This is a genomic window from Dongia sp. P2_B8 (assembly GCF_056404715.1).
This window is the reverse complement of record NZ_JBFUDM010000003.1, coordinates 26873-50685: the sequence shown is the minus strand read 5'-3', so window position 1 is coordinate 50685 and position 23813 is coordinate 26873. Positions and strand designations below refer to the sequence as shown.

The 23813-nt window shown below is 61.7% G+C and carries 24 protein-coding genes and 1 tRNA gene; 9 read left to right on the top strand and 16 right to left on the bottom strand.

Annotation, left to right across the window (positions count from 1 at the left end):
• Positions 1 to 75: 75 nt before the first annotated feature.
• The gene (locus AC1DWZ_RS07905) at positions 76 to 1326 is read left to right on the top strand and encodes a D-amino acid dehydrogenase (RefSeq protein ID WP_477168332.1); all 1251 of its coding nucleotides are present in this window, start codon (positions 76 to 78) and stop codon (positions 1324 to 1326) included.
• Here AC1DWZ_RS07905 and AC1DWZ_RS07900 read toward each other — a convergent pair.
• Positions 1323 to 1916 carry a hypothetical protein gene (locus AC1DWZ_RS07900; RefSeq protein WP_477168331.1) on the bottom strand — a complete coding sequence of 198 codons (594 nt, stop codon included), beginning with the start codon at positions 1914 to 1916 and terminating at the stop codon, positions 1323 to 1325. The two genes, AC1DWZ_RS07905 and AC1DWZ_RS07900, sit on opposite strands and share 4 nt — an antisense overlap.
• A 2-nt stretch (positions 1917 to 1918) precedes the next feature.
• Positions 1919 to 2716 carry a maleate cis-trans isomerase family protein gene (locus AC1DWZ_RS07895; RefSeq protein ID WP_477168330.1) on the bottom strand — a complete coding sequence of 266 codons (798 nt, stop codon included), beginning with the start codon at positions 2714 to 2716 and terminating at the stop codon, positions 1919 to 1921.
• 214 nt (positions 2717 to 2930) lie between these two features.
• On the opposite strand from AC1DWZ_RS07895, the gene AC1DWZ_RS07890 reads away from it, so the two are divergent.
• Both AC1DWZ_RS07890 and AC1DWZ_RS07885 read left to right on the top strand, forming a co-directional pair.
• A complete protein-coding gene (locus AC1DWZ_RS07890; protein ID WP_477168329.1) occupies positions 2931 to 3542 on the top strand; it encodes a DUF4136 domain-containing protein in 612 nt (203 codons plus the stop codon).
• Positions 3543 to 4028: 486 nt separating this feature from the next.
• Positions 4029 to 4391, top strand: a complete 363-nt coding sequence (locus tag AC1DWZ_RS07885; RefSeq protein WP_477168328.1) for a hypothetical protein — start codon at positions 4029 to 4031, stop codon at positions 4389 to 4391.
• A 52-nt stretch (positions 4392 to 4443) separates the two neighbouring features.
• On the opposite strand, the gene AC1DWZ_RS07880 is transcribed toward AC1DWZ_RS07885, so the two are convergent.
• Positions 4444 to 6456, bottom strand: a complete 2013-nt coding sequence (locus AC1DWZ_RS07880; RefSeq protein WP_477168327.1) for a CocE/NonD family hydrolase — start codon at positions 6454 to 6456, stop codon at positions 4444 to 4446.
• A gap of 182 nt (positions 6457 to 6638) precedes the next feature.
• Positions 6639 to 7520: an AEC family transporter gene (locus AC1DWZ_RS07875; RefSeq protein ID WP_477168326.1), complete on the bottom strand. Its 882-nt coding sequence runs from the start codon at positions 7518 to 7520 to the stop codon at positions 6639 to 6641.
• 153 nt (positions 7521 to 7673) lie between these two features.
• Here AC1DWZ_RS07875 and AC1DWZ_RS07870 point away from each other — a divergent pair, with 153 nt between their 5' ends.
• The 4 genes from AC1DWZ_RS07870 (at position 7674) to AC1DWZ_RS07855 (ending at position 11039) form a co-directional block, all read left to right on the top strand.
• Positions 7674 to 9266 (top strand): 5-guanidino-2-oxopentanoate decarboxylase, encoded by a 1593-nt coding sequence (locus AC1DWZ_RS07870; RefSeq protein WP_477168325.1) that lies wholly within the window; start codon positions 7674 to 7676, stop codon positions 9264 to 9266.
• A 371-nt stretch (positions 9267 to 9637) separates the two neighbouring features.
• Positions 9638 to 9880: a hypothetical protein gene (locus AC1DWZ_RS07865; RefSeq protein WP_477168324.1), complete on the top strand. Its 243-nt coding sequence runs from the start codon at positions 9638 to 9640 to the stop codon at positions 9878 to 9880.
• Between the two features lie 230 nt (positions 9881 to 10110).
• Positions 10111 to 10638 carry a tetratricopeptide repeat protein gene (locus AC1DWZ_RS07860; protein WP_477168323.1) on the top strand — a complete coding sequence of 176 codons (528 nt, stop codon included), beginning with the start codon at positions 10111 to 10113 and terminating at the stop codon, positions 10636 to 10638.
• A 50-nt stretch (positions 10639 to 10688) separates the two neighbouring features.
• The gene (locus tag AC1DWZ_RS07855; protein ID WP_477168322.1) at positions 10689 to 11039 is read left to right on the top strand and encodes a cupin domain-containing protein; all 351 of its coding nucleotides are present in this window, start codon (positions 10689 to 10691) and stop codon (positions 11037 to 11039) included.
• A 13-nt stretch (positions 11040 to 11052) separates the two neighbouring features.
• Here AC1DWZ_RS07855 and AC1DWZ_RS07850 read toward each other — a convergent pair whose 3' ends face one another.
• The 10 genes from AC1DWZ_RS07850 to AC1DWZ_RS07805 form a co-directional block, all read right to left on the bottom strand.
• On the bottom strand, positions 11053 to 11607 hold the full coding sequence (locus AC1DWZ_RS07850; RefSeq protein ID WP_477168321.1) for a hypothetical protein: 555 nt from the start codon (positions 11605 to 11607) through the stop codon (positions 11053 to 11055).
• A gap of 8 nt (positions 11608 to 11615) precedes the next feature.
• Positions 11616 to 12890: an ArgE/DapE family deacylase gene (locus AC1DWZ_RS07845; RefSeq protein ID WP_477168320.1), complete on the bottom strand. Its 1275-nt coding sequence runs from the start codon at positions 12888 to 12890 to the stop codon at positions 11616 to 11618.
• A 23-nt stretch (positions 12891 to 12913) separates the two neighbouring features.
• Positions 12914 to 13516: a DsbA family protein gene (locus tag AC1DWZ_RS07840; RefSeq protein ID WP_477168319.1), complete on the bottom strand. Its 603-nt coding sequence runs from the start codon at positions 13514 to 13516 to the stop codon at positions 12914 to 12916.
• A 7-nt stretch (positions 13517 to 13523) separates the two neighbouring features.
• A complete protein-coding gene (locus AC1DWZ_RS07835; protein ID WP_477168318.1) occupies positions 13524 to 14204 on the bottom strand; it encodes an SDR family oxidoreductase in 681 nt (226 codons plus the stop codon).
• Positions 14205 to 14219: 15 nt separating this feature from the next.
• Positions 14220 to 14606 carry a RidA family protein gene (locus tag AC1DWZ_RS07830; RefSeq protein WP_477168317.1) on the bottom strand — a complete coding sequence of 129 codons (387 nt, stop codon included), beginning with the start codon at positions 14604 to 14606 and terminating at the stop codon, positions 14220 to 14222.
• A 4-nt stretch (positions 14607 to 14610) separates the two neighbouring features.
• Positions 14611 to 14784: a DUF1272 domain-containing protein gene (locus tag AC1DWZ_RS07825; protein ID WP_477169485.1), complete on the bottom strand. Its 174-nt coding sequence runs from the start codon at positions 14782 to 14784 to the stop codon at positions 14611 to 14613.
• A 21-nt stretch (positions 14785 to 14805) separates the two neighbouring features.
• On the bottom strand, positions 14806 to 15969 hold the full coding sequence (locus AC1DWZ_RS07820; protein ID WP_477168316.1) for an isovaleryl-CoA dehydrogenase: 1164 nt from the start codon (positions 15967 to 15969) through the stop codon (positions 14806 to 14808).
• A gap of 44 nt (positions 15970 to 16013) precedes the next feature.
• Positions 16014 to 17459, bottom strand: a complete 1446-nt coding sequence (gene mgtE / locus AC1DWZ_RS07815) for a magnesium transporter (protein WP_477168315.1) — start codon at positions 17457 to 17459, stop codon at positions 16014 to 16016.
• Positions 17446 to 19749, bottom strand: coding sequence for an NADP-dependent malic enzyme (locus AC1DWZ_RS07810; protein WP_477168314.1), 2304 nt, complete (start codon positions 19747 to 19749; stop codon positions 17446 to 17448). The genes mgtE and AC1DWZ_RS07810 overlap by 14 nt, the downstream gene beginning before the upstream one ends.
• A 200-nt stretch (positions 19750 to 19949) precedes the next feature.
• A tRNA-Leu gene (locus AC1DWZ_RS07805) sits at positions 19950 to 20034 on the bottom strand.
• A gap of 122 nt (positions 20035 to 20156) precedes the next feature.
• On the opposite strand from AC1DWZ_RS07805, the gene lipB reads away from it, so the two are divergent.
• Both lipB and AC1DWZ_RS07795 read left to right on the top strand, forming a co-directional pair.
• The gene (gene lipB, locus AC1DWZ_RS07800; RefSeq protein WP_477169484.1) at positions 20157 to 20804 is read left to right on the top strand and encodes a lipoyl(octanoyl) transferase LipB; all 648 of its coding nucleotides are present in this window, start codon (positions 20157 to 20159) and stop codon (positions 20802 to 20804) included.
• 118 nt (positions 20805 to 20922) lie between these two features.
• Complete coding sequence (locus AC1DWZ_RS07795; protein WP_477168313.1) at positions 20923 to 21966, top strand: alpha/beta hydrolase family protein; 1044 nt, start codon at positions 20923 to 20925, stop codon at positions 21964 to 21966.
• Here AC1DWZ_RS07795 and AC1DWZ_RS07790 read toward each other — a convergent pair.
• Both AC1DWZ_RS07790 and AC1DWZ_RS07785 read right to left on the bottom strand, forming a co-directional pair.
• Positions 21929 to 22999: a helix-turn-helix domain-containing protein gene (locus AC1DWZ_RS07790; RefSeq protein WP_477168312.1), complete on the bottom strand. Its 1071-nt coding sequence runs from the start codon at positions 22997 to 22999 to the stop codon at positions 21929 to 21931. The genes AC1DWZ_RS07795 and AC1DWZ_RS07790 overlap by 38 nt on opposite strands.
• 28 nt (positions 23000 to 23027) lie before the next feature.
• Positions 23028 to 23804, bottom strand: a complete 777-nt coding sequence (locus AC1DWZ_RS07785) for an SDR family oxidoreductase (RefSeq protein ID WP_477168311.1) — start codon at positions 23802 to 23804, stop codon at positions 23028 to 23030.
• Between the last annotated feature and the right edge of the window lie 9 nt (positions 23805 to 23813).

Here is a 23813-nt window from a genome sequence, read left to right as displayed (position 1 = left end):
CTAGGGCCGGTTTATGGCAATGTTGCGGCCAAATCATCAAGAAAAGCTGATTCATAGAGGCATGGGCAGGGTGGCATGAAGATCGTCGTTCTGGGCGCCGGTTTGCTGGGCGTCACCAGTGCTTATTACTTGGCCAAGGAAGGCCACGAAGTCATCGTCATCGACCGGCGGCCGGAACCGGCGCGGGAGACGAGCTTTGCCAATGCCGGGCTGGTGACGCCGGGCCACGCCAGTTCCTGGGCGAGCCCGCGGGCGCCGATGATCCTGTTGAAATCACTGTGGCGAAATGACACATCGCTCCGCTATCGCCTGCGCCTCGATCCCCGCATGTGGCTGTGGAGCCTGCAGTTCCTCAGGAATTGCACCACCGCGCGCAACCGCGCCGCCACCAAGACAAAGATCAAGCTGTGCCTCTACAGCCAGGCTGAAACATTGCGCATCGGCCGCGAAGAAGGGCTGGAATGGGATCGCACGGCCAAGGGCGCCATCTATCTCTATAACGATCCCGCGGCGTTTCGCGCCGGCAAGGAGAGCATGCGCTTCCTCGCCGATCAGGGCATCGTGGTCAATGTGCTCGACCCCGATCAATTGGTGGCATTGGAACCGGCCCTGGCGTCCACCAAGGGCAGACTTGCCGGCGGCATGCACACGCCGGGCGACGAATCCGGCGATGCGCGGAAATTCACGTTGGGCTTGGCTGAGCGCGCAAAGGCGTTAGGGGTGACGTTCCGTCTGGGGGAATCGATCGAGCGGATCGCCACGCAAGGCAAGCGTGTCACCGAAATCGTGACCGACAAGGGCATTGTGACCGCCGATCAATTCGTCCTGGCGCTGGGAAGCTATGCCCCGCTGCTTACGCGCAAGATCGGCTTCAACCTGCCGATCTTCCCGGTCAAAGGCTATTCGGTCACCCTGCCGATCGCCGACCCGGCGGAGGCCCCTGTCATCGGCGGTGTCCATGAGGAACATCTGGTGGCGTTCTCGCGGCTGGGTGACCGGCTGCGCTTGACCGCCACGGCGGATTTCGCCGGCTACGATACCGAGTTCGAACCCGCGAACTTCGCCCATATGCTGCGCGTGGCGCGGGAGCTGTTCCCCAAGGCCGCCCTCTATGACCGGCCGGACTATTGGGCATGTCTGCGCCCCATGACCCCGGACGGGCCGCCCATCATGGGCCCCTCCCCCATCTCCAACCTCTGGCTTAATGCCGGACACGGGCATATGGGCTGGACCATGGCCTGTGGTTCCTCGCGCATCCTGGTCGACCAGATGCTGGGCCGGAAGCCGGAGATCGACGAAACGCCGTTCCACTACACGCGCTATTAGGGGCCGATTTTTGTGATCCGCAAATGAAGCAGTGCGTCATAGGGAAAGCGCTCCGATAGACCCGGCTGCGCGGCCTTGGTGAGAACCTTCTCGGCTGACGCGCCATCGATGCGATAGCCATACTCGGCCAGCACGTCGGCAAAGGGCGGCAAATAAGGGTGGCCGACCAGATCCTCCTTGAACATCGCTGACAAGGCATCAACGACATATTGATTGTCATTGCCGTCCGAGGCGTGACCTTTGACTGGATCCCAGAAACCCAGGCGACCGCTGTTGTTCATTGCATGCCCGGTCAGCTTACGTGACAACCAGGGATAGTTTTCAAGACGGCCCAGAAAAATGAGCGCAAGTTTGGAGTTCGCCCGCTGCCGGTCGAGAGCCATGTAGAGGGCTGACTGCACCATCAGCGGGGTGACCTCGCAACCCTTCCCGGCCGGCATGATGGGGCGGAAATGCAGCATCTGCTCGCGAGCCTCATAGTCGACCGTCACGCGACAGCCGTCGGGATCGCCGACCATGATTGGGGCCTCGCCGGCCCATGTGGGCGCGGCACCAAGCACAAGGAAAATGCCGATCAGAAATGCCCGCATGCTCAAATCCGGAACAGCCTGCCCCAACCCTCGATCGGTTCCATCACACCGGCAAGGCGCAGGCAATGCCAGGCCATGGCGTGGTTGGAAGAGGTGACGGGCTTGCCGAGCTCGCGCTCCAAGGGTTCGGCGATTTCGGCGACACGGAGTGACGTGCAGGAGACGAAGACCCCATCGACTTCCGGATGGCGGCCGAGCTCCAACGCCGCATCATAGATCGAGCTCGTGGAGATGCGCGCCACTTCGTTATCGTTCTCATGGTTGAAGGAACCGATCACCGGCACCTCCAGCCCTTTTGACTCGATATAGGATTTGAAGCGCGCATTGACGCTGTCGATATAAGGCGTGAGCAGAGCGATGCGCTTGGCGCCCAGCGCTTTGAGGCCCAGCACGCCGCCGGTAATGGGTGTCGTGCATTTGGCTTCCGGCCGGGTTTCGTGGATGCGCTTGAAAACATTCTCCTCGCCGATCACGACGGAGGCTGAAGTGCAGCCATAGGCGACCACGTCCAAGGGAATGCCAGGCAGGATCACATCGGCCGCGGCGGCCAAGCCCGCTTCCATGGCGGCCAAGGTGGTCGGGTTGATCTCGGCGGCGTTGCGGATGCGGGTGGCATAGAATGCGACGCCGGGGATTCGGAATATCTGGCGGAACTCATGCTCCAATGTGTGGTCGGTTGCCAGCACGATGAGGCCGATCCTGGCCCGCGCGGCAACGCCGCTATCGAGGGCAAAAGGCATATGCGTGCGGTTGACCAATAATCCGGCAGAATCCGCAACAATCGTTTGGGCGAGAGACATTCGAGGCCACTCCCTTCCGAATTCGGACGGCGACCCATGCCAAACGGGCATAGGGGAACGCCGGGATCACCGTTTATGATGGCGCGAGCCGGAAACTAAAGCAAATGCCACGTGTTGTATTGGCGGCCCGATTTCCGCTATGTGGTGCAACCGGATGGAGGCCGCGCGACGTTTCGCCGGCCGGGTGGAGCCGGCAAGTTATGGATGGGCAATCATGTCAGCGACATACCTGCGCAGCTTGAAAAAACCGACACTTCCGGCGATTGCCGTCGGATTCCTGGCGCTGGCCCTTCTCACCCCGGCTGCCGCCCAGGACCCCAAGGCCACCACCGCCACCATCGAAACGGTGGCCTATCAGCCGATTCCCCCGGGCGCTGCCTTGCAGACCCAGCCGGAAACCGAGAGCCAAATGGATGACGACGCCTTGCGGCAGGTCGATGCCGACCTCGCTGCGCGTGGCTATGCACTGGGTGGCGATGGCAATCTGGTGGTGACGGTCGCGACCCAGCTGGTTTCGCGACTCTCCGCCGACCAGACGGTGGGCGAATTCAATGCCAAGAAAAGCGACCCCAAGAACGCCAACCTGTTCAGCACCGAGGGCGGCACCCTACTCAATCCCAACGCCCCGATCAACACCGTCGACCGGGTGTTCCGCGTCAACATGACAGTCTATGACCGTCCGAGCGGTCATTACATCTGGCGTGGCACGGTCGAACGCGGCGACGCCAATGTCGATCCCTCGACCGCCATGCGTGAAATGCTGCCGGCCCTCCTCGATCATTTCGGCGAAACGACGAGCGGCGTCACCATTCCGATCGCGGAATAACACCAGGCCCATCAGGCTTTTTGGCCTTCGTTTTTGGCCATCGGTTTTTGGCCTGGCGAAACGGGTATTTGACCATCACCGCGTTCAATAGTGCACATTGACGGGTTCAATGTCGGCAACACTGTGCCTGATCTGATGCACGCGACGATGGCTGATCGCTGATGCCGGCTGAAGCCGCGGCACCGTTGCGCGACCAACATCAATGCAACTGTCTCGATCAGATGGAGTCACTGATTTCAAAGACTTGAACGGCAATCGGCACATGCCGGAATTCGCGTCGATTTTGTGACAAAGAGCCATGCCGGAGATCATGTGCCAACATGTGCCAAGCGGTGTGGTGACACATGCCACCCGTGGCTAGACAGGCAGAGCTGGCAGCACAGCAGTCTCCATGCAAGCCGTGCGTATTGAAACCACGCGCCATCTTCACCAACTCGTGATCCCTATCGCCCAACCTTAGCGAACCGATCATTGAAGGATTGATACATGAGACATTCTTATCTTCTGGCCATTGGCATGGCCCTGATGCTTTCGGCCTGTGCAAATGCAAATGTCAGCCCCGCATCGTCGGGCGATCAGCAGGTTGTGGAATCGCAGTCCGATGACGCCGTGGTCGCGGCCGTGGCCGCAAATCTTCGTAACGGCGCAACGGTGGAAACCGCCACCCAGAAACAGCTGAACAAGGCCGTCAAGCGAACGGTTCAAAATAATCCAGAGATGAAGGGCTCAATTGTACCCGCTCTGACAAAGGTCGCTCCCGGGCGAGCCATCATGTTCAAGAAGGCTGTCTCTGCCGCGATGGCGCCTTATGCCCGGCCGAATGGCAACGGTCGCAGCGGTATACGCTGACGCAGAATATTCTCGAAAGCCCATCGCCCATGGAAAGGGCGATGGGCTTTGGTCAGCAGAAATCGCGCGTGAGGTCATACGCATCTTCATCGCTGAAGATGCGCATCCCGGAATCATAGGCGTCCATGCGGGCGGTGATGCGGAAGGTGTCTTTCCCGGCCTTGAGGCTGGTGACGCTCGCCGTCTTCGCTTCCCAATCCGGACCCTTCAGCATCTGCTCGTAGGATATCTCGACTTGATAGCTGAGCGGATCGTTTGGCTTGATGCGATAGGTCTCGATCACCCGGCAATCCGAGGTGACGCCGATATCGCTGAAATGATAACCGCCAGCATCCTTGTGATTGACGAGCACGGTCTCGCCCGTCGCGATGTCGACCCTGGCTTCGCGCTTGGCTGATCCCTCGCGCGTGACATGGCCGGGGGCATGCGGCGCCTTTTCCGGGTCCGGCAGGGTAAAGGCCGGGTCACCGCATCCCGTCGGGCGCACCGGCAGTTCCAAATGGCAGCCATCCGTGAAGAGAGTAAGGGTGGGCGCTTCAGGCGCCGGCATCATCATCGGCCAGTAATTGGTCGAGACCGCGACACGCAGCCGATGGCCAGGCAGAAAGGCATGGGCGATATAGTTCAACGGCACGCGCGCCACGTAGCGTTGCCCCGGTACCAGGTCCTGCGGGTTGGCCTGATCGTCTTTGTGATTGAGGCTGAAGACGCAGAAGGTGACCCGGGTCGAGACACCGTCCGGCGCCACATCGTTCAAACGCACCGCCACCCGCGCCACCGGCTTGTCGACGGCAAAGGCCAGTTCCACAACGGCCATGCCGAAAATCTCGCAACGCGCCTCGAGCGGCAGCCCATCAAAGCAGAGCGACATGCCATCGTCGGCCCGCTGGTCGGAGGGATAATCGCCGTCGCTGCCGCCATAGGAGCACCATTCGACTGAGCCCAGTCCGCATGTCTGTGGCGATTTCACCTGCAGGGTCGCGGTCGACGCGGCGTGCCCCAGCGTGTGGCGGCCAAAAGCCAGTTTCTCGATCTTGATGTGCGGGGCCGGCCAGGTGCCTTCGGCGATCCAGCGGCCAGGCCGTTCCAGTGCGCAAGGGTCGGGTTCGTAGGAATCATTCATCCAGGCGATCAATTTCGGGTCGCGTCTGACGCCCGTGTCGATGCCCTTCAACCACTGGTCCCACCAGCGCRGGGCTTCCTGCAGGAAGCCGGCCGCGGGCCCAGGCAGCCCATTGTGCGGATAGGTGTGGCCCCAGGGACCGACCCAGCCCTTGACCGGCGCCTTGATATGTTCGGCCAGGCGCGGGACGGCATTGGAATAGCCATCCTCCCAACCACCGACGGCGAAGACGGCACAGGTGATGGCGCTGTAATCCTCAATGACCGAGGCCTGGCGCCAATAGGCATCGCGCCGCTGATGGGCACCCCAGATACGGAAGGGAAATTTGTAATGCTGCAGGCGCTGGAGCCACATCTCGCGCCAGCGGTCGCCGACCAATTCCGGGTCCGGCGGCAGGACGGCATAGGCATACATGGCCGAGGCCCAGGAAAAATTATCATGCAGCAGAACGCCCTGCATGTAATGGACATCATCATTGTAGCGATCGTCCGAGGCATCGACGGCGATGATCGCCTTCAGCGCCGCCGGCCGGCGCGCCGCCACCTGTAGGCTGTTGAAGCCACCCCAGGAGATGCCCATCATGCCGAGTTTGCCTGTGCACCAGGGTTGGGCCGCGATCCAGGCGATGGCTGCGATGATGTCGTCCTGCTCGGCCACCGTATATTCGTCGTCCGGTAGGCCTTCGGATTCACCGGTGCCCCTGAGATCGATGCGCAGCACGGCATAGCCGTGACCCGCGGTGTAGGGATGCATCTCATCATCCCGGTAGCGCAATCCGTCGCGCTTGCGATAGGGCACGCACTCGATGATCGCCGGCACCGGGTGCGCTTCCGCATCCTTCGGCAGCCACAGTCGTGCAGCGAGGTTGATGCCGCCCACAACGGGAATCCAGACATTCTCGATATGACGGACGGCGCGCGGAAATTCGCTGACGATACGCATGTTGGTTTTCCCCTGTTAGCCCATGTTCTTTTCTTCAAATCATCAATCGCGCCGATGATAACCACCCCCTCACCCTGACCCTCTCCCGCAAGGGGAGAGGGAATGAGCTATGCCGGCAAGATCGAATTTCACCAAAGCAATCTGGGTGAGGCGGTGGCAACCAAACCCCCGCGTGCTCTGGCTCACAAAATGAAATAGAGCAGCACCGGCAGTGTCACGAAGGACAAGGCCGTCGTGATCACCACCATCGAGGCGACGTCTGCCGGTTCCCGGCTGTAATATTGCGCAAAGAGATAATTGAAGACGGCAACCGGCATGGTGCTTTGGATCATCAGCACACCGGTGGCGAGATCCGAGGCGCCGACGAAATGCCCGACGGAGAAGCCGATGAGGGCGCCGCCGCCCAGACGCACGATCGACAGCAGCAGGTTGCGCGGCAGACGCGTGACACGGAGCTGCGCCAGCGAGACGCCCAGCGCCAGCAGCATCAGCGGAATGGTGAGGCCACCCAGCAATTGCAGCGTGTTGCTGACATAGACCGGCAATTGCCAACCGAAAGACAGCACGACAAGGGCAAAGATGATGGCGTAGATGAGCGGCATGCGCAGCAGGCGGGTGACACTGAAACTGCCGGAAGCCAGCGACATGCCGAGGGTAAATTGCGACGTGATCGAGATGGCGAAAAAGACCACGGCAAATGCAAGGCCTTCATTTCCGAAGGCAAAGAGCGCGAGCGGCAGGCCCATATTGCCCGTGTTGGGAAAGATCAGGGCCGGCAGATAAGAGTGATTGGGCAAACGCATGATCTTGAGGACGACCAGGCCGAGGATAATGAAGCCGGCAAAGCAGAGCGCGGTGAGGCCAGCCATTTCCACGAGCGCCCCGGTATCGACGCGGATGCGCGTCAACGCATCGGCCGCCAGGGCCGGCGTGCCGATATTGGTCACCAATTGGGTCACAAAGCGGTTGTCGAAAGTATTGCCCGACCGCGCCCAGATAAAGCCAATGGCCGGCACCACCAGCACCGGCAGGATGATGGCGGCAAGTTGCTGCAGCAGATCCATGGAATGCACCTCTAAGGCCCATTTCTAGCCGGAAAAGGGCGGTTCCGTCTATTGCTGCATACAGCTGCTTTCGGCTAAAGTCCGCCACCAACGAAATAGCCGCCACGCGCGGCAGATCCAGCAGCAATCGAAGATACCAAGTCAGGGGATATGATGGGTGCCAACCAAATAGGCGGTCACGCCGCCATTGCTTTGCTCGAAACCTATGGCGTCGATACCGTGTTCGGTATCCCTGGCGTGCATACGCTGGATCTCTACCGTGGACTCGCTGACCGCAAGATGCGCCACATCGGTGTGCGCCACGAGCAGGGTGCCGGCTTCATGGCGGATGGCTATGCGCGCGCGTCGGGTAAGCCAGGCGTTGCCTGCTTGATCACGGGGCCTGGCCTCATGAATGCCGCAACACCGATCGGCCAGGCCTTTTCCGATTCTGTGCCGGTCCTTATCCTGTGCAGCGTCAATGCGACCGGCGATCTTGGCAAGGGACGCGGGCGTCTCCATGAAATCACCGACCAGCGTGCCGCCATTGCACCGCTTACGGGATTCACCAAGACCATCAAAACCGCCGCCGAACTGCCGCAGGCGATGGCTGATGCCTATAAGCTGTTCGAGACCGGCCGGCCGCGCCCGGTGGTTCTGGAGTTTCCGCTCGACATGCTGGCGGCGGCGGCCGATGTCGGCCAGCCCAAGCGGCAGACCGCGCAGCGCCCGAAAGCCAGTGCCGCCGACATGGCTGCAGCCATCGCCCTCATCGACGGCGCCAAGGCGCCGATCGTCATCGTTGGTGGCGGTACCGTCGACTATGCTGCCGAGGTCAAGGCCTTCGTCGAGAAAGCGGGGGCGCTCTGCGTCACCACCACGGCCGGCAAAGGCGTCCTGCCCCACAGTCATCCGCAGAGCCTGGGCAGTACCATGTTGCTGCCGGCGACGCAGAAGCTGCTGGCTCAAGCCGATCTGGTCATCGCCGCCGGTACCGAGATGGCGGAAACGGATTCCTGGGTCGACCGGCTGACCTTCAATGGCAAGCTTATCCGCATCGACCTCGACGCCCATACGCTGACCCGCGACTATCAGCCCAGCGTCGGCCTGCTCGCTGATGCTGGCCCGACCTTGACGGCGCTCACCGACGGCATAAAGGCCGGGCGCCGTGCTGACCTCGACACCGCGGCCGAGTTGCGCGGGTCGGTGCGGGCGAATCTCACCCCCTTGCAGCAAAAGCATGTGAAGGTGCTGGATACGTTGCGCGCCGCTTTGCCGGCGGACGGCATCGTGGTCAGCGACATGACCCAGATCGCCTATACCGGCAATTTCACCTTCCCGTTCGAAGGCCCGCGCCGCTGGTTCCACCCCTGCGGCTTCGGCACGCTGGGCTATGCACTGCCGGCCGCTATCGGCGCCAAGATCGCCTGCCCGGAGAAGCCGGTGGTGGCCTTGGCCGGCGATGGCGGCTTCATGTTCACGGTCCAGGACCTGGGAACGGCGGTCGAACAGCGCCTGCCCCTCCCCATCATCGTCTGGAACAATGACGCCTTCGGCCAGATCGCCAAGGACATGATCGAGCTCGACATCCCCGAACTGGGGGTGAAGCCGCGCAATCCCGATTACCAGGCCCTGGCCTTGGCCTTCGGCGCCCATGCGGTGAAGCCGGGGAGCCTTGCCGAGCTCAAGGCCGCCATCGAGCTGGCCCTCAAGGCCGACGGCCCGACCCTCATCGAGGTGCATGAGCAGGCGGCGTTTCTGAAGTGAGTAGGAGACCACCCTCTCCCTTTAGGGGGAGGGTCGGGGTGGGGGCGGCCTTCAGTTTCGTTTTGCCAGGATCATCACCCATGCCCCTACCCCGCCGACGAATGTTGGCATTCGCCGACTGGCCTCCCCTGAAGGGGGAGGAACTACGCTGTGGCGCTCGGCAGTATTTTCCCCCGAATCGGGAATGCAGTCAGCGTTGTTAATCACTTGTTATGAGGCTACAGGTCTAATCGCCACAACGACTCGTTGGACGGTAAGCATTCACCCCAATATCCTGTGATGATTCAGTTTTGGCACGGGGTTTGCTGAGGATGACACGGTCCACGTTCAAGGAGATGGCTATGGAGACCGCATTGTCACAAGGGCAGAAAATGAGCGCGCCCCCGATCACCGACGAGGAACAGCGCAAGCTGTGCTTCGATATGTTCAACGCCTATTGGGAAGACGCCTTCAAAAAGGGCGTTCCCTTCGACACCATCGGCACGATGTCGATTTCGGCAGCCTTGTTCGCCTTGGTCGCCAAGCATGGCACTGAGACGACCGCCGAGTTCGTGCAGGATCTGGTGAAGAGCATTCTCGAAGACCAGTTTACCAGTATCCGCAAGGACAATTGACCAGAACGGCGGCCGACCGCCTTTTCGGACGGCCTGTGCCACCGTTCCCGGTCAGATTCCTTGGATAACGTCCTTTTCTGGCGCCCGGTTGGGCGGCGGAACGGGGCAGATTATGCCGACAGTCCATTCGCCTGACCCCCCATGATGCCGTCTGTGACGGGTGTCACGGGGGAGCAATTTTCATTGCTGCCGCAGTTGCATGGCCGCCCAAGATCGGCAATTCTCCCGCCATGTCGAAGCACACATTCATTCGTCTCGCCCTGGCCGCGTCCCTGCTGACCGCAGCCGTCCCGACCATGCTTGCCACCACGGCCTGGGCTGCGCCGGAGGACCTTCAGGAGGTCCTCAAGAAGGAGCTCGAGGGCGATAAGGTCGGCGCCTATCTCAAGCTGAAGGAGATGGCGCCGGAAGGCGACCCGGAGGCACAATACCGCCTGGGTGGCTATTATCAGTATGGCTGGGCCGGCCCCACCAATTTCAAGCTGGCGCGTGAATGGTATGGCCGGGCTGCAGCCCAGGGTCATCCCGAAGCCATGCTCGGCCTCGCTGTCATGGATGCGCAGGGCCAGGGATCGCCGGTCGACAAGAAAGCCTCCTTCACCTGGCTCACCATTGCCGCCACCTATCTCAAGGAACCGGGCGAGCTCAACAAGGTCGCTGGCCTGCGTGACAAGTATAAAGGCGAGCTGTCGAGCAGCGACCTCAATGCAGCCCTCGCCGAGGCCATGGCGTTCCAGCCGGTCAAAGAACAGCACTAATCTTCATCGGCAGATCTCCTGCCGCCATCATGCCTCTTGGGAGTCTTTCCATGATTAAGCGCCTTGCCAACACTGCCGGCATCAACTCGGCGGCCCTTGAAGATTGGGGCAAGGTTGCAGAACCGTTGGGTGAGCCGGTGGCGCAGTTGCGCGGCACCTCGCCTACCGACAAAGGGAAAGAACCCGATTTCGGTATCTGGGAATGCAGCCCCGGCAAATGGAACCGGCAGATCCGCAAAGCGGAGTTCGCCCATTTCATCAGCGGCCGCGCCACCTTCCACGCCAAGAGCGGCCAGGTGATCGAGATCAACGCCGGCGATGCCCTCTATTTCCCCGCCGAAAGCCTCGGCGTGTGGGAGATCCACGAGACAGTGCGCAAGACGTATATTCTGCTGCCGTAAGGAACGGCACCCGTCAGCTGCACTTCTGATGAACGAGGGCCGCCAGTTCGTGCTGGCGGTCGTTCTTACCAAAGCGCTTTTCGTGTTGCTGGCGCACCGATTCCGCGATCTCGCAGGCACCAGCCGCGACCGCGGTTCTTGTAGCATCGACGTAATTCGCTTGGTTGCTCGGATCTTTGGTGGATGCCAGCAAGTAGTTCACGGATGCAAGTAGATAGTTGCTTGCAGACAGAAGATCGTTGGCGCTATCCAGTACAGTCTGTTTCTGGCCAGCCCACATGCTGAATGCGTCCCCGAGCTTGCGGAAAGGGAGGGCGGACTTGTCGTCACGCTCCTTCAACACGTCCAGATATTCGATCGCCGGCTCCGGCTTCTCGTGCGAAAGGTGTAATTCTGCAATGGCCATCAGCACATCGTTGACGGATTTCGCCTGGAGGTTCCGCTGCTGAAGCAGCGTCAGACACTCGCCGACCGGCAACGGCTCGCAGGCCCTGACATTCGGATCAGCAGGCGGTGTGGCTACGCAAGCCGCCAGCAGAAGCAAAAGGCCAACACCCAGCGTTCTCATGATACCCCTCACTTCTTCTCCACCCCGCACCAATCGGCCATGAAGAGGGCTATGCCCTGCGTGATTTTCTTCAGCGAGCTCAAACTCACACGTTCGTCGAAGCCGTGGATGTCTTCGGAGAGCGGGCCGTAGACCAGGGCCGGCGTGTCGGCATAGAGGCCGAAGAAGCGGGCGTCTGTCGTGGCGGTGGTAGCGACCCGCGGCAATTCCGCCTCAAAGGCCAGGCGATGGGCGCCCTCAAGGCAGGCGATCGCGGCATCGCCATTCTGCAGCACATAGGGTTCCGCCTGGAAGCCGTGATAGACCACCTGCGGTGGGTTGTTGGCGAGATAGGAATGACCGGTCGCGGCAGCGCGCACGGTTTCCTCGACATCGCGGCGCACGCGCGCCAGCTCCATGCCGGGGTAAAATGAGATGCGCATGTCGAAGGTGCACCAGGCAGGGACACTCGAGGTCCAGTCGCCACCTTCGATCTTGGAGACCACGAAATTGATCGGGTGGCGGTGCTCAGCCCAGATCTCGTGCTTCTCGGCATTCCAGCGCTCTTCCAGCTTGTGGAGCGCCTGGATCACCGGGAAGGCAGCCTCGATCGCGTTCGAGCCGGTGCCGGCATAGGCGACATGGACCGGCTTGCCACGCAGCTTCACCTGGAACCACATGACGCCGAGCTGGGCGTGGAGCAGCTTGTCACCCATCGGTTCAGGGATGATCGCCGCATCGGCGCGGTAGCCGCGCTGCAAGCAGGCCAAAGCACCATTGCCGGTACATTCCTCCTCGACGACCGATTGCAGATAGACCGGTGCCGCCGGACGCAACCCCAAGCGATCCAACGCGTCAAAGGCCGCCAGGCAGCCGTAGAGCCCAGCCTTCATATCGCCGGAGCCGCGGCCATAGAGCCAGTCGCCAGAGACATATGATTCAAAGGGCGGCCGCGACCAGAGATCATGCGGACCTGTCGGTACGACGTCGATATGGCCGTTCAAGATGAGCGAACGGCCTTTGACCTCACGCGGCCGGTGCGCACCCACCACGTTGAAGGCATTGTCGTAGGAAACCGCCACCGGCGAGAAGCCGGGCAGATGCTGGATGTCCTCGACATTGATCTTCCAATGATCGACGCCGAGGCCGCGCGCGCGGTAATGCTGCGCCATGAAATCCTGCGCCGTCGCCTCCGCCCCGCGCAGGGACGGTAGCGCGGTCAATGCCATCGTCTCCTTGACCTGCGTGTCGAAGCCGGCATCGACGGCAGCGATGATGTCACGGGCCAGCGTTTGATCGAGCATGGGACGTTCCTTGAATGAGGGGACTACCAGCCGCCGGTCTGCAGCCAGTCGCGTAGATCGGGGATACGGTCATTGCCCCAGAAGGCCTCGCCCCCGACGATAAAGAAGGGCGAGCCGAAAATGCCACGTTCGATGGCACCATCGGTCTCCATCTTGAGGCGTTCCTTGATGGAGGTGGTGGCAATGCCAGCGCAGATATCCTCGGCATCGAAACCGGCTTCCGCCGCGATGGCGGCCACCGCGTCGGTGGTGGCGGTGTTGATGCCTTTGGCAAAGGCCGCGTCGAACAAGGCGAGGCCCAGGCGCTTGGCGTCGGCCGGTGATTGTTGCTCGGCCCAGTAGAAGGCGCGCGAGGCCGCGATGGCAGCGATCGGGAAACCGTCGGGCAATTGGAACGGCAGCTTCAGGCGCCGCGCCGTCCGCTGCATGTCATGGAGGTGATAAGGGCCGCGCATGGGCTGGCTCACCAGTGGCGATTGCCCAGACGCCTTGAACACTGCCCCCAGCAGGATCGGCCGCCAAATCACCTCGCGCCCGAATTCGGCACCTACCGCGTCGATGCGGTGAGCGGCGAAATAGCCATAGGGCGAGGAGAAGTCGAAATAGAATTCGATCGCGGTCGACATGAGGAGGTCACCAGGCAATGGTTTTGCCGTCATAGCCAAAGAAGCTGCCGGAATTGTCGGCGTCCAGGCCCGCAATCACCTTGATGATGCCGGCGGCACTGTCCTCGACCTTCAGCACGGCATTCTTGCCGCCCATGTCAGTCTGGACCCAGCCCGGGCTGATGGCTGCGGCCAGGATGGCCTTGCTCTTCAGATCGAACGCCAGCTTCCGGATCACCATGTTGAGCGATGCCTTGGAGGCACGATAGGCGTAGGAGCTCGCCTCATTCACATTGGTGATCGAGGCAAGGCCGCTGGTAATGGCCACGATCTTCTTTTCCTTGGACTTCCGCACATGGACCGCAAAGGCCTCGGCCATCAGCAGCGGGCCGAGCGCGTTCACCTGTTGCAAGGACAAGAACTCCTTGGCGTCCGCCTTGCCGAAGCCCACACGGCGGCCGAGGATGCCGGCATTGTTGAGGAGAACGTCGATGCCACGCCCCTTCAAAGCTGCCGCCAGCTTCACGATCGAGGCGGGTTTCGCGACGTCGAGCGCCTTCAGCTCGATCTTGCCTTTGAGTTTGGCGAGGGCTGTCGCCTCTTTCGGCTTGCGGCAGCAGGCGATGACGTCCCAGCCGCCCGCCGCATATTGACGTGTCAGTTCGAGGCCGATGCCGCGATTGGCGCCGGTGATGAGAACGGTCGGCATGTCAGGCACCCCCACTCAATTTCCGGACCGTTTCGCCGTGACCTCGATCTCGATCTTCATCTTGGCATCGACCAGACCGCAGATAATCGCCGTCGAGGCCGGGCGGATATCGCCGAAATACTGGCCAAAGACGGGCGCCACGACCGGCCAGTCGGCCGGATTGACGATGATGTAGCGCGCCCGCACCACATCCTTGAGGCTGGAGCCGGCCTGCTTCAAGGCCGCTTCGATGTTGCGGAAGGTCTGGTGAGTCTGTTCGACGACATCTTCCGAGATGCTCATCTTGGCATAGTCGAATCCGGTGGTGCCGGAAACGAAGATCCAATCGCCGTCGACGACAGCGCGGGAATAGCCGGCAACTTTTTCAAAGGCGGAACCGGACGAAATCAACTGACGCGGCATGTGATCAACTTTCCTTTTTTCGAGTCGGGCGGTGTTGCAGGTCACCACCGCAATTAGGGCAGATATGGTTCATGGCTTCGGTGCAGGGCGCGCACCAGGTACATTCATAGGAACAGATATAGGCGATATCGGAATCGGGCGGCAGGAGCCGCGCGCATTTTTCGCATTCACTGCGCATCTCGAGGGTCATGGAATCACCTCACGCCGATTCGTCGAACAATTCGCGGCCGATCAGCATGCGGCGGATTTCCGAGGTGCCCGCCCCGATCTCGTAGAGCTTGGCATCGCGCAGCAGGCGGCCGGCCGGATAGTCGTTGATATAGCCGTTTCCACCCAGACATTGAATGGCATCGAGCGCCAAAAGTGTGGCTTTTTCTGCCGAAAACAGAATGGCGCCAGCGGCGTCCTTGCGCGTGGTCCGGCCCTTGTCGCAGGACTTGGCGACCGCATAGACATAGGCGCGGGCGGCATTCATCAGGGTATACATGTCGGCGACCTTTCCCTGCATCAACTGGAAGGTGCCGATCGGCTGGCCGAACTGGCGGCGCGTGTGAATATAGGGCAGCACCAGATCGAGGCAGGCCTGCATGATACCCAAGGGACCGCCAGCCAGCACGGCGCGCTCGTAATCGAGACCGCTCATCAGCACGCGGACGCCGCCGTCCAAGGTGCCCAGCAGCCGATCCGCGGGGATAAAGCAATTCTCGAAGATGAGTTCACCTGTGTTCGAGCCGCGCATGCCTAATTTGTCGAGCTTCCTTGCACAGGAGAAGCCCTTGTCGCCGCGTTCGACGATAAAGGCGCTGATGCCGCGTGGGCCCGCACTGATATCGGTCTTGGCATAGACGATCACCACATCGGCGTCCGGCCCGTTGGTGATCCACATCTTGGCACCGTTGAGCACATAGCCACCGCTGGCCGCATCGGCCTTCAAGCGCATGGAAACGACGTCGGAGCCAGCCTCCGGCTCGCTCATGGCCAAAGCACCGACCTTGCTGCCATCGATGAGGCCGGGCAGATACTGGCGCTTCTGCGCCTCGGTCCCGTTGCGGCGCATCTGGTTGACGCAGAGATTGCTATGAGCGCCATAAGAAAGGCCGACCGAAGCGGAGGCACGGCTGATTTCCTCCATGGCGATGACATGCTCGAGATAGCCCATGCCGGCGCCGCCATATTCCGGCTCGACCGTGATGCCAAGGAGGCCCATGTCGCCGAATTTGCGCCATAGATCGGCCGGAAAATCATTGTCGCGGTCGATGTCGGCAGCCCGCGGTGCAATTTCCGCAGCCGCGAAGGCCGCAACGCTTTCGCGCAGCGCATCGGCAGTCTCGCCGAGATCGAAATCGAGGGTGGGGAAATTCATATGAGATACCTCGCGCCAGTGGCGGGAGGCATCCTGCCACCCAATCAGGTCAGGAACAAGGTCGCCAAACCCAGGAAGGCGAAGAAGCCGAGACAGTCGGTGGTCGTGGTGAGGAACGGGCCGGCGCCGGTCGCCGGATCGAAGCCGAGCTTGTCCATGGCAAGTGGGATGACGGTACCGGCAAAACCGGCCCAGACCATGTTGAAGATCATGGCGCCGCCCAGCACGAAACCAAGGCCGAGATGCCCGAACCACAGACCGCCCAGCGTGCCTAAGATGACGGCAAAGACGATGGCGTTCATGAAGCCCACCGCCAGTTCCTTGCCAATGAGGCGCATGACATTGGAGGTTGGCGTGATGTCCTTGGTTGCCAGCGCGCGCACGGTCACGGTGATGACCTGCACGCCGGCATTGCCACCCATGGCCGCCGTGATCGGCATGAGAACGGCCAGGGCCGGATAGCTGCCGATCGTGCTTTCAAAGCGGGAGATCACAAAGCTGGCAACCAGGGTGTTGATCAAGGTCACCACCAGCCAGCGCACGCGCAAGAAGGCGGTCTTATAGGCCGGTGCATGAAAATCAGTGTCACCGACGCCGACGATGTTGAGGAGATCTTCCTCGGCCTCTTCGTCAATAACGCGCACGATATCGTCGACAGTCACCACGCCGATGAGCCTGCCATCGCCGTCAACCACCGGCGCTGAGACCAGGGCATATTGGCGGAAAAGATAGGCGACGGCTTCCTGGTCGGTATCCGCCGGCACCAGGCGTAACTCCTCGTCCATGATCTCGGTGAGCTTGGTTGCCCGTTCACTACGCATGGCGCGCGACAAAGGAATGGAGCCCACCGGCTTGTGGGCCAGGTCGATGACGAAGAGATCGTAGAAATCGTCCGGCAGATCCTCGGCCGTGCGCAGATAGTCGACCGTCTCGCCCACCGTCCAATGCGAGGCGATGGCAACCAGCTCGCGCTGCATCAGGCGGCCGGCGCTGTCTTCCGGGAAAGTCAGACCCTGTTCGAGGAATGCGCGATCCTCTGCCGGCACATTATCCAGCACCTGCTGCTTGGTGTCTTCGTCGAGGTCCTCGAGAATGTCGACGGCGTCATCAGTGTCGAGCTCGCTCACCATCTCGGCGAGTTCGGCCGGCGCCATCTGGTCAACGACCTCGTCGCGCAGCGACTCGTCGAGATGCGAGATGGTCTCCGGTTCCAGCGCGTGCCGGGTGATGTCGAGGAACAGCTTGCGCTGGTCGGGTTCGAGATGTTCGATGAGGTCGGCGACGTCGGCCGGGTGCAGCGGCTCAATGAGCGCCTCGACCAGCGGAATGTCGCCGGCACTCAAGGCTGCATTGATATTCTCCAGCAACTCTTCCGAGGGACCGTAAAGCTCTTCCTCATCCACCGTCTCGACGGTAGGGACTCTGTCGGTCTCGTCGCCAGGGACCTGCTTGGACTCCTCAGGGACCTTAGGTGTTTCAGGGCCGGCCATGGCCAACCGCCTCGCGCGATTTCTTATCCTGGGCCTCGACGGCCGCAACGGCGCTCATATTGATGAGGCCGCGCACGGAAATACTCTGCGAAACGATATGGGCTGGCAAATTGGTGCCGAGCAGGATGGGGCCGATGGCGAGGCCTTCGCCCAGGACACGCAACAGATTGAGGGTGATGTTGGCCGCGTCCAGATTCGGCATGACCAGCAGATTGGCCCGGCCTTTCAAACGCGACGAGGGGAACATGCGTTCGCGGATCGCCTCGGAGACGGCGGAATCGCCCTTCATCTCGCCTTCGACTTCCAGCTCCGGATCACGCTGCAGAATGAGGCCGAGAGCCCGGCGCATCTTGCGCGCGGAATCGGTATCCGCGCTACCGAAATTGGAATGCGACAGCAAGGCCGCCTTGGGCACGATACCGAAGCGCCGCAGCCAGGCGGCCGACAGGACAGCGCTTTCTGCCACTTCATCCTCGGTCGGGTTGGCGGTCACGTCGCTATCCGTGATGAAGAAGGTGCCCGAGGTGAGAAGCACTGCGGTCAGGGTCGAATAGGCGCGGAGGCCCGGCTTGCGGCCGATCACTTCGTTGACATAGCCCAGATGCCGCTCGAAGCGGCCGACGGCGCCACAGATCAGCGCATCGGCTTCGCCACGCCGCACCATGAGGGCAGCGATGAGGGTATTGCGCGTCCGCACCAGCGTGCGAGCCGAATCCGGTGTGACACCACGCCGTTCGGTCAGCGAATGATAGAGTGTCCAATATTCATTGTAGCGTGGATCACCTTCGGGATCGCACAACTCGTAATCCTGCCCCTCGGTCATGCGCAGGCCGATTTTGGCAATGCGCCGCTCGACCACGGATTTGCGGCCGACCAGGATGGGATAGGCCAGCCGCTCGTCGACCACGGATTGAGCAGCACGCAGCACGCGCTCGTCTTCGCCTTCGGCATAGACGATGCGGCGCCTGTCGGCGCGGGCGCGTTCGAAGACCGGCTTCATCACCAGGCCTGAGCGGAACACGAATTGCTCGAGGCTACTACGATAGCCGGCCCAATCGGTGATCGGTCGGGTAGCGACACCGCTGTCGATGGCAGCACGCGCAACGGCCGGTGCCAGTTCGACGATAAGGCGCGGATCGAAGGGCTTGGGGATCAGGAATTCCGGGCCGAACTCCGTTTCCTGCCCGCCATAGGCAGAGGTCACCACGTCGCTGCTTTCAGCGCGCGCGAGCTTGGCGATGGCATAAACGCAGGCAACCTTCATCGCTTCATTGATCTGCGTCGCACCCACATCAAGGGCGCCACGGAAGATGAAGGGGAAGCAGAGGACGTTGTTGACCTGGTTTGGGTAGTCGGAACGGCCGGTGGCGATGACGGCATCGGGCCGCACCGCTTTCACTTCTTCCGGCAGGATTTCCGGTGTCGGGTTGGCAAGCGCGAAGATGATCGGGCGCTGGCCCATCTGCGCCACCATGTCCGGCTTCAACACGCGGGGCGCGGAGAGGCCCAGAAAGATATCAGCATTCTTGATGGCATCGCCCAGGGTGCGCGCATCGGTCTTGCGCGCATATTTGGCCTTGCGCGGGTCCATCAATTCCGTGCGGCCTTCATAGGCCACGCCGACAATGTCGGTCACGGTGATGTTGTCAACGGACAGGCCCAGCGCCACGAGGAGATCTAGGCAGGCAAGAGCCGCGGCACCGGCACCCGAGGTTACCAGCTTCACATCGCCGATCTTCTTGCCGACCACCTCCAGCGCATTGATGAGGGCGGCTGCGACGACGATGGCGGTGCCATGCTGATCGTCATGCATGACCGGGATCTTCATCCGTTCGCGCAGCTTGCCCTCGACCTCGAAACATTCGGGGGCCTTGATGTCTTCGAGATTGATGCCGCCGAAGGTCGGCTCAAGGCTGGCGATGATGTCGACCAGCTTCTGCGGATCGGTCTCGTTGATCTCAATATCGAACACGTCGATGTCGGCGAATTTCTTGAAGAGGACAGCCTTCCCTTCCATCACCGGCTTGGCAGCGAGCGGCCCGATGGCACCCAAGCCCAAGACAGCTGTCCCGTTGGTGACCACGGCGATGAGGTTGCCACGGCTGGTATATTCGGCGGCCATGGCGGGATCGGCGGCGATGGCTTCCGATGCTGCGGCCACGCCCGGGGAATAGGCCAAGGCCAGATCGCGCTGGTTGGCCAGCGGCTTGGTCGCCTGGATGGCGATCTTACCGGGCTTGGGATGCCGGTGATATTCGAGGGCACCTGCCCTGATGCTGTCGTCCGCCATGTCACCCCTGCCCAAATAATGCGGCACCAGCCGCTGTTGGCCGGGTTAAGTGGCGCGGATTATAGCCATCAGCGTCAGGGATGCCACCCTGCGCCGTGCCCCGGAGGGCGATTTTTTGGATGTCGATTCATGGAGATAGCCGGGGCCAGCGCCCGGACTATCCGATGGCCCTGAGGTTGGGCCCAACTACCTGGAGATTATGGTGCGGTCGAGAAGACTCGAACTTCCACGGGTTGCCCCACAGCGACCTCAACGCTGCGCGTCTACCAATTCCGCCACGACCGCGCCCGAAAGGTCACTTGACCCTTGCCAGACAGCGCCGCGGGGAATAGCAAATCGGGGCGTGAGGATCAAGCAAACAAAAAACCCAACCTTTCAAAGGACTTGCCGTGGGTGAATTGCAGGAATTGGCGTGGCGGATCACCGACGAGCGTATCCCCTACCCGGAAGCGGTCGAATTCATGGAGCGGCGGGTGGCCGAGATTCGCGCCGGAACCGCCTCGGAAATGATCTGGCTGCTGGAACATCCGCCGCTTTACACCGCCGGCACCAGCGCCAAGCCTGGGGATCTTCTCAAGCCCGACCGCTTCCCGGTCTATGAAACCGGCCGTGGCGGGCAGTTCACCTATCACGGCCCCGGGCAGCGGGTGGCCTACACCATGCTGGATGTGAAGAAGCGCGGCGCCGATGTGCGGCGGTTTGTGCACGATCTTGAGGAATGGGTGATTCGCACCCTCGCCCGCTTCAATGTACGGGCCGAGCGGCGCGAGGGCCGGGTCGGCATCTGGGTGGCGGATGGCTCATTGGGATCCGGGCGCGAAGACAAGATCGGCGCGATCGGCATCCGCTTGCGCCATTGGGTGAGCTTCCACGGCATCGCCATCAACCTCGACCCCGACCTTTCGCATTTCGACGGCATCGTGCCTTGCGGGATCAGCGAGAGTGCGGTCAGCCCCTACGGTGTCACCTCATTGGCCAAGCTGGGGCAGATGGTAACCATGCCGGAACTCGACATGGCGCTGAAAGCAGCGTTTGAGGAGGTGTTTGGGGGATGAATAGCTCAGATATTTTGCCTCCTGGCACGACCTAGATCGCGTTTGAGGTCTCCGCCCCGCTCATTTCGGGGCACAGCTGACAGACCAAACCCAATGGCCTGTCGCTGGAGATGTCACCATGCTGCGTCACCTTTTTACTTTTCTTGCCATCGCTTGCTTTTTTGGCCACACGGCCCAGGCTGCCGATGCCGTCGGCTTTCGTGCGGTCACAGTGTCCCCGGCCGGTGGCGGCCGGTCCCTCGATATGGGCATCTGGTATCCGGCCAAGGGTAGCCGGACGCCGACGCCTGTCGGCGACAATCCAGCCTTTGTGAGTCTGCCCGTTGTCAAAGATGCGCAGCCGACCCCCGGGCGTCATCCGCTCGTCGTCATGTCGCACGGCTATGGCGGCAATTGGACGAACCAGGCCTGGCTGGCGGACGCACTTGTCCGGCAGGGATATATCGTAGCGGCGACCAATCATCCCGGCACGACCAGCCGCGATATGAACACGCCCATGTCCGGCAGGCTTTGGGAACGGCCGCACGACCTGAGCCGCGTCATCGATGCGCTGCTGATGGATTCTGCTCTGGCCAGCCTCATCGCATCGGATCGCATTGCCGTCATCGGTCATTCGCTCGGCGGATGGACGGCCATCGAGATTGCAGGCGGCCGCCTCGATCCGGGCCGCTTGACGGCCGATTGCCAGACCCATCCAGTACTGGCAGCCTGCGCTGTGTACCGGGAGATCCATGCCGGAGAGGATTCGGCGTCAAAAGCCATGCTGGGTACGGACCTGAAGGACATGCGCGTCAAGGCCGCGGTTTCGCTCGACCTGGGCCTTGCCCGAGGCTTCGATCCGGCAAGTCTCGCTGCGGTCGATGTGCCTGTCCTGGTGATTGCCGCAGGTGCCCCGAATCCCAAGATTCCGGCCCGTCTCGAATCCGGTTACCTGGCAGATCATTTGCCAGCAGCGACCACGCGCTATGTTGAGCTCGCCGACGCGGCGCATTTCAGCTTCCTGCCCATCTGCAAACCAGGCGCCGCGGCCATGATCGAAGAAGAAACGCCCGGCGACGGGATCGTTTGCCAGGATGGCGGCGGACATGATCGGGCTGCCATCCATCAGCAGGTGGCCGACCTAATCATTGCGTTTCTGATGGATGCGCTGCCACAGAAGTAACCGGCTCAATTCCGGGGCCCGAGCGGCGATAGTCACTCGGGCTCATGCCGGTGATCCGGCGGAACTCGCGATTGAAGTTCGATTTGGTCTGAAAACCGCACTCGAACATGATCGTAGTGACGGGCTCATCGGTCACCTTGAGTCGTCGCCTGGCTTCCTTGATCCGGTATTCGTTGACCATCTGGGAGACGTTGCAGCCGTGCAGGCGATTGATGGCTCCCGATATCTGACGTGCTGGAAGCCCAGCACGCCGCGCCAGGCGGTTAAGGGTAAGATCGGGATCGCGGAACAGGGATGTCTCTCGCATCAACTTATCGACGGCAGTACCGATGTCTCTATCTGAGGGTGCTATTTCCACCTGTTGTGCGGGCACCGCCGCGTCCATGTCGAGCGCTGGGCGGCTGCGCCCGACCATGGCAACCAGATAGGCGAGGGGTGCCAGCAGCAGCAGATTGGCAATGGCAACGATCGATACCGCGTGAATACCCCGATTGACGTCAAAATCGACCGCGACCAGGAGATCGACGAAGGCAGATCCAATCAGCATCAAGCCAGCCAGTTTCACCGCCAGATGAGCATTCTTGGCATCGCTCAACCGGGCTGCGCCAAGTGCGTCAGGGCCGCCCGAGGCCAGCCGCAGCAAGGCAAATCCGTAGCCGAAGAACTGGGCGAACAGCACGACGTCAATCGGCGATTGCCATATCCGCCAAGTTGCCGAGAGAAGAATGATGAGCGCAACCGGGACAGCATGCCCCCACAAGCGCCACCGCGCCAATGGCCTGCGGTGCGCCAGCCCGGTGAAACATATCCAGGCGGTCGGCGGCAGCAATGCTGCGACAATCGGTTGAATGAATCGCACCACCGCCAGATCGAGGCTCCAGCGCAACCCGACAGTCGTCACCATGACCAGGCACATGCCGACAAAGATCATGGCCGGGCGGTCGGCGGCTTCGTCCTTCATGCTGCCCGACATGCGCACCAGCAGAATGACCAGCAGCAGCGCGACAACAAAGGGCAGCGGTATCGCCGGCATCAATCAGACCGCCTGGTTTATGAAGATCTCAACTGCCACCACGGCTTGACCCACCATCCAGACGAAAGAAGGCGCCGGTGGTATAGGCGGATTGCCTGCCGGCAAGGAACGCGACCATGGCACCGAATTCTGTGGGGTCGCCGTAGCGGCCGACCGGAATGCCGGCAGCACCTTCGGCGGCCACCTCTTCCAAGGCACGGCCGGCGCGCTTGGCGGCGGCGGCATCGAGGGAATGGGTGCGTTCGGTGGCAAAGGCACCGGGTGCCACGGTGTTGACGGTGACGCCTTGCGGTGCCAGTTCGTCCGACAGCGATTTCAGCCAGCCATTGAGGCCGGCCCGCAAGGCATTGGAATAGACGAGGCCCGGGATCGGTTCCTGCACTGACGTTGATGCGATCGAGATGATGCGCCCCCAGCCGCGGGCTGCCATGCCTTTGGCGAGATGGCCAGCGAGATCGATCTGGTTGAGGAACATCGAATCGAATTGCTGGGTCCAGGCAGCGCGATCGACCATACCGGCCTTGACCGGCGGTGGCGGCGGCGAATTCAGCACCAGGATGTCGTAGCCGCGTGCATCGCCGAGAATGGATTGGAGATCGGCGGCACGGCCGAGATCGGCCACCAGTGCCGACGCCTTGCCACCCTTGGCGGCGATCTCCGTGACCTGGCCCTGGAGCTTGTCGGCGCTGCGCGCAAGCAGAACCACCTCGACACCCTCCGCCGCCAGCGCTGCCGCGGAGGCGGCCCCCAGGCCTTGGCTCGCACCCAATACCAGCGCGCGTTTACCACTTAGTCCCAGGTCCATGTTGATCTC